The organism is Kitasatospora sp. NPDC047058, from assembly GCF_040643935.1.
Classification (GTDB): domain Bacteria; phylum Actinomycetota; class Actinomycetes; order Streptomycetales; family Streptomycetaceae; genus Kitasatospora.
The window spans coordinates 1-4,797 of the sequence record NZ_JBEYVJ010000465.1; the positions used below are offsets into that span (position 1 = coordinate 1).

Here is a 4,797-nt window from a genome sequence, read left to right on the forward strand (position 1 = left end):
CGTGGGACCAGGTCCGGATGCTGCCCGCGCCCCACAGCAGGTAGGGCGCCAGTGCCGCCGCACCGGACACCGCGCCGAGGGCGCCCAGGGCGAGCACCGCGCCCACGGAGGGTCGCGGCCCGCGCCACACCAGGGCCAGGATCGGCAGCAGCGCCAACGTCAGCACACTGCCCGCCAGCACCCCGGGCACCGACCACAGGAGTTCCCCGCCGCACAGCCAGGCCGCGAGCAAAAGCCATACCAGGCACAAGAACTGACGGAGCGCCAGTACGACGCCGAGCCGCGCAGGGTCGGACCGGTCGGTGACGACCCGCCGGACGCCGGTGGCCGCGAAGACCGCCGCGCAGCCGGCGACCACCGCCACCGGGAGCCCCAGCGGCCAGCGGCGCGGCTCGTCGGACGGCGGGGAGGGCGGGGACGGCGGGCGGACCGGGTACGGCCGGAGCTCCCAGATGCCGTCCTGGTCGCCGCGGACCAGTCCGCTCCCCGGGTAGTGGGCGAGCACCGCCCAGCCGCCCGGCGCGGTGAGGACGAGGAGCTCGGCGGGGTACAGCGACCGGTCCACGGTCGGCGAGGGGGAGGGTGCGGGGGGCCAGGGCGGGGTCGTGACGTCCGTCGGCGGGGCCGGCGGCGGGGGCAGCCAGCGGCGCCGGGCCGGGCCGGGGTCGAAGGCCTCGCACCAGGTGCTGCCGCCGTCCTCGCTCTCCTCGACGGGCGAGGTGGCGTCCAACAGCCGGAAGCAGTGCCGCAGGTCGGCGGGGACGCAGGCCCCGCCCTTCCACCGGTTCATGCGCCAGCCTGGTGTGTCGGCCGAGTCCCGCTTCAGCAGGATCCAGGTCGCACCTCCGTCCCGGGTCGTAAACCGGTCGGCCGAGGTGTCCAGGACCGGTGCCCCGCTGCCGTCCTGCCAGAGCATGGGCGACCAGCCCTGGGCCGCCGACGTGGCGACCATCGCGGCCACGGCCAGCGGCACCCCGGCCACCGCGAGCCACTGCCACGGCCGGCGCGCCACCCGGGCCCTGGTCCACAGCCACCAGCTCACCGCGAGCAGCGGCAGCGCCACCAGGTCGGTCGGATCCCCCTCGATCCGGCTCGGCACACCGCTCGCCGACCAGATCCGGGAGGCCAGCTCGCCACCGGCCGGGCCGGACTTGGCCACCGTGAAGGTGACCGCGGTGACGGCCAGTCCGACCAGCGCGGGCCGGTCCCCGCGCAGGCGGAGCAGCGGGGTCAGCAGGAAGGCCACCACCACCGGCGCGACCAGCATCCAGGCCAGGTCGCTGAGCTTCCCGGCGAGCAGCGTGCCGGGCCAGATCCGCTTGCCGGCGTGGTCGTTGAACAGCAGCACGAGCACCGCGACGAGTGTGCCCGGATGCCCCGCCCAGCGCGCGACCGCCCGCAGTGCGGCCCGTTCCCCCGTTCGCCCCATGCCCACGAGTCTTCCCCGCCCCGGACACGACAAGGCCATGCCGGGGTCACGCCCCGGGCACGATGCTCCGGATGCCCAGTGGGCGCGGGTCGTTGACAGCCCGTCACGCAGGTCGGTCTAATGCGGGTGCCGTACGGGCGGTCGGAGTCCGCGCGGCCCACCGACCGTTTCGGGCTGTCCCCGGGGAAGCAGGGCGTCATGGGTGCGGACACCGCGGAGGCCGGGGACGCGGCGGAGCCCGCCGGAACGGCCGCGCGGAGGGCCGAAGGGACGGCCGAACGGATGGCCGCGCTGTACGAGCGCGACGAGGCCTGCCGGGCGCTGGGCATCGCGCTCGACGAGGTGTCCGCGGGGCGGGCGCGGATGCGCATGACGGTGGCTCCGGCCATGGTGAACGGCCACGGCATCGCGCACGGCGGCCACCTCTTCCTGCTCGCCGACGCGGCGTTCTCCTACGCCTGCAACAGCTACGGCCCGGTGACGGTCGCCCAGGCCGCGCAGATCACCTTCCTCGCGCCGGCGGCGGTCGGGGACGAGCTGACCGCCGAGGCGGTCGAGCGGGTCCGGTCCGGGCGGTCCGGGATCTACGACGTGACGGTGCGCGACGCCGCGGGCAAGGTGATCGCGGAGTTCCGCGGGCAGAGCGTGATGCTGGCCGGGAAGCCGCAGGCCGGCTGACCGGGCGGCCGGACGGGCTCCCCGGCTCTCCCCCACCCGGCCGCCCGGCCACCAGTGCGCCGGTGCACCGCGGTGCGCCGGTTCAGGCCGGCGGGCGCTCGTCGACCACCTGCTGCAGCTTGCCGGTGCGCGGGTTGGTGGTGAGCGCGGAGCGCGGCACCCACTCGACGGTGAGGTGGTGGATCGCCCCGGCCGCCACCTCGTCGGGGTAGAGCGGCCGGGCCCGGTACACGGCCTCGACCAGGCGCTCACCGAGCCCGGGCGGGGGTTCCTCGGTGCAGCCGAGCCGCAGGATCAGGCCGTCCTTGCCGTCCCAGCGGCGCTGGACCAGCTGCATGCCGGAGATGGCCCCCGCCGCGTCGTTGGCGACCAGGACGGCGCGCAGCTCCTCGGTCGGCATGGCCACCGTGCCGACCCGGGCGCCCTCGGCCGAGCGGCCGACCAGCCGGAACCTCCGGCGTTCGGTGTCGGTCCATTCGGCGCGGTCACCGGTCGGGTAGCGCAGGATCGGCATCAGGGTGCGGAACAGGTTGGTGACCACGACCCGGCCGGGCGTCCCGGGGGTGGTGACCGGCTCGCCGGTCACGTCGTCGACCAGTTCCACCACGGTGCGGTTCGGGAACGCCTCGTGCACCCGGACGTCGTCGCCGGGCACCGGGGCGCCGACCAGCCCGGCGTCCACCGAGGCGTAGCCGATCGAGGCGACGGCCGCTCGGGGGAAGGCCCGGGAGAGGATCGGGCGCAGGTCGGCGAAGAGCAGGTCCCCGCCGAAGAGCAGCAGTTCGACGCGCTCGGCGGCCCTGCCGTGCCGGACCAGGTGCTCGGCGACGGAGCTCAGCTTCATCGGCTCGCCGGCCAGCACGTCGACGCCGAAGTCCTCGATCAGCGCGGCCACGTAGGCGTCGGGGGCGGCGCCGACGGGCAGCCGGACGTTGTCCACCGGCGCGTGGTGCAGGGCGTTCTCGATGTAGAGGAAGCCGCCGTACAGCTCGCCGGCGCAGAACAGGTTGGCCACCCGGTGTCCGGGGCGCAGGCCGGCCTGCACCAGGCCCGCGCCGAAGGCGGTCACCGAGTCGGCGTGCTCGGTGCGCGTCCAGGGGGAGAACTTGGGGACGCCGGTGGTGCCGCCGGTCTTGTAGACGCCGGCGTCCAGCAGCGGTCCGGTGAGCAGCCGGTTGTCCGGCCAGGTGTTGGCGGCCCAGAAGGCGGCCTGCTCGATGACGGGGAGCCGGCCGAGGTGCTCGACCCGAGCCGGGAGGCCGCGGTAGAGCTCGGCGTAGAAGGGTGAGTTGCGCCGGGCGAAGGCGACCAGCTCGGGCAGTGGTGTAGCGGGCACGGGCTCTCCTGTGGTGAGGTCAGCCGGACAGCCCCTGAGGGCGGCCGATCCAGGTGTTCGCGAGGGTCTGGACGGTGGCGCCGTCCGGGTCGGCGAGTTTCTGTTCCAGGTACGCGGCGGCCCAGGCGTTGGTGGGTACCCGGAAGGCGGGCCGTTCGGCGCGCAGGGTGCGGACGACGACCTCGGCGACCTCGCGGGCCGGCTGCCCGGCCGCCTCCCAGCCCTGGCCGCCGACCCAGGCCAGGTAGTCGGCGAAGGTGGGCGCGTACGGGCCGGAGGCGGCCTGGACGGTCGTGCGGTCGATGTCCGGGAAGACGCCGAACCGGGTGTCGGGCACGTAGCCGGGGACGACGACGGAGACCCGCACGCCGTGGGCCGCCGCCACCGGGGCGAGGCTCTCCATGAACCCCTCGACGGCGAACTTCGCCGCGCAGTAGGCCTCGTTGAAGGGCTGGCCGACCACGCCGTGCACGCTGCCGATGGTCACCAGCCGGCCGGCCGTCGCGCGCAGCAGCGGCAGTGCGGCGCGGCTGACGGCGATGACGCCGAAGAAGTTCACCTCCAGGTTGGCCCGCAGCGCGGCCATGGTGGACATCTCCAGCGTCGGGTCGGAGTTGGAGACGCCGGCGTTGTTGACCAGCGCGTCGAGGCGTCCGTGGGTCTCGGCGACGCCGGCCAGGCAGGCGGCCACGGAGCCGGCGTCGGTGACGTCGAGCCGGCGGACGTCCAGGGTGACGCCGGCCCGCCCGGCCGCTTCGGTGAGCTCCCGGGCGCGGGCCGGTTCGCGCAGCGTGGCCACCGTGGTGAACCCGGCCCGGGCGGCGGCGACGGCGGTGGCCAGGCCGATCCCGGAGGAGCTGCCGGTGATCAGGACGACGGGCGCGCTCACCGGGCCGGCTCCGTCAACTCCGGCTCCGCACCGGAGGGTTCCGGCTTCGCGGCGGCATCCAGCCGCGGCTGGATGCCGAGGGCGGGCAGGAAGGAGCAGGCGGCCAGCAGGGTGCCGCCGACCATGGTCCAGCGGGCCGCGTCCAGGATGCCCAGGGGGCCGGTGAGCACCGAGACGGCCAGCCCGCCGGCCAGTGCGGCCAGCGGGATGACGCCCCAGGTGACGGTCCGGAACGCCGCGTGCATCACGCCCTGGTGCTCGGCGGACATCCGGGTCTGCCGGATGGGGGCGCTGCACACGTTGATGCAGGACATGAAGAAGCCGTAGCAGCCCATGGTCACGGCGATCACCGGCCCGGCCGGCAGCGCGGGCGCGGCCAGCACGCCGAGTCCGACCAGGCAGTGCAGCAGCAGCGACCAGGCGAGTGTGCGTCCCAGGCCGAACCGCCCGCCGGCCCGCGGCGCG

Annotated in this window: 3 protein-coding genes and 2 pseudogenes; 1 reads left to right on the forward strand and 4 read right to left on the reverse strand. The window is 75.5% G+C overall.

The annotated features are described in order from the left end of the window. Positions 1-1,429 (reverse strand): annotated as a pseudogene (locus ABZ885_RS35485) (hypothetical protein); the annotation flags it as partial. 282 nt (positions 1,430-1,711) lie between these two features. Here ABZ885_RS35485 and paaI point away from each other — a divergent pair. After that, on the forward strand, positions 1,712-2,107 hold the full coding sequence (gene paaI, locus ABZ885_RS35490) for a hydroxyphenylacetyl-CoA thioesterase PaaI (protein ID WP_360198225.1): 396 nt from the start codon (positions 1,712-1,714) through the stop codon (positions 2,105-2,107). A gap of 82 nt (positions 2,108-2,189) precedes the next feature. Here paaI and ABZ885_RS35495 read toward each other — a convergent pair whose 3' ends face one another. From ABZ885_RS35495 to ABZ885_RS35505, 3 genes and pseudogenes are all read right to left on the reverse strand, one after another. Further along, positions 2,190-3,443 carry a phenylacetate--CoA ligase family protein gene (locus ABZ885_RS35495; RefSeq protein WP_360198218.1) on the reverse strand — a complete coding sequence of 418 codons (1,254 nt, stop codon included), beginning with the start codon at positions 3,441-3,443 and terminating at the stop codon, positions 2,190-2,192. A gap of 19 nt (positions 3,444-3,462) precedes the next feature. Beyond that, positions 3,463-4,332, reverse strand: coding sequence for an SDR family NAD(P)-dependent oxidoreductase (locus ABZ885_RS35500; RefSeq protein ID WP_360198222.1), 870 nt, complete (start codon positions 4,330-4,332; stop codon positions 3,463-3,465). Next, positions 4,329-4,797: pseudogene (locus tag ABZ885_RS35505) on the reverse strand (hypothetical protein); the annotation flags it as partial. The gene ABZ885_RS35500 and the pseudogene ABZ885_RS35505, both read right to left, overlap by 4 nt.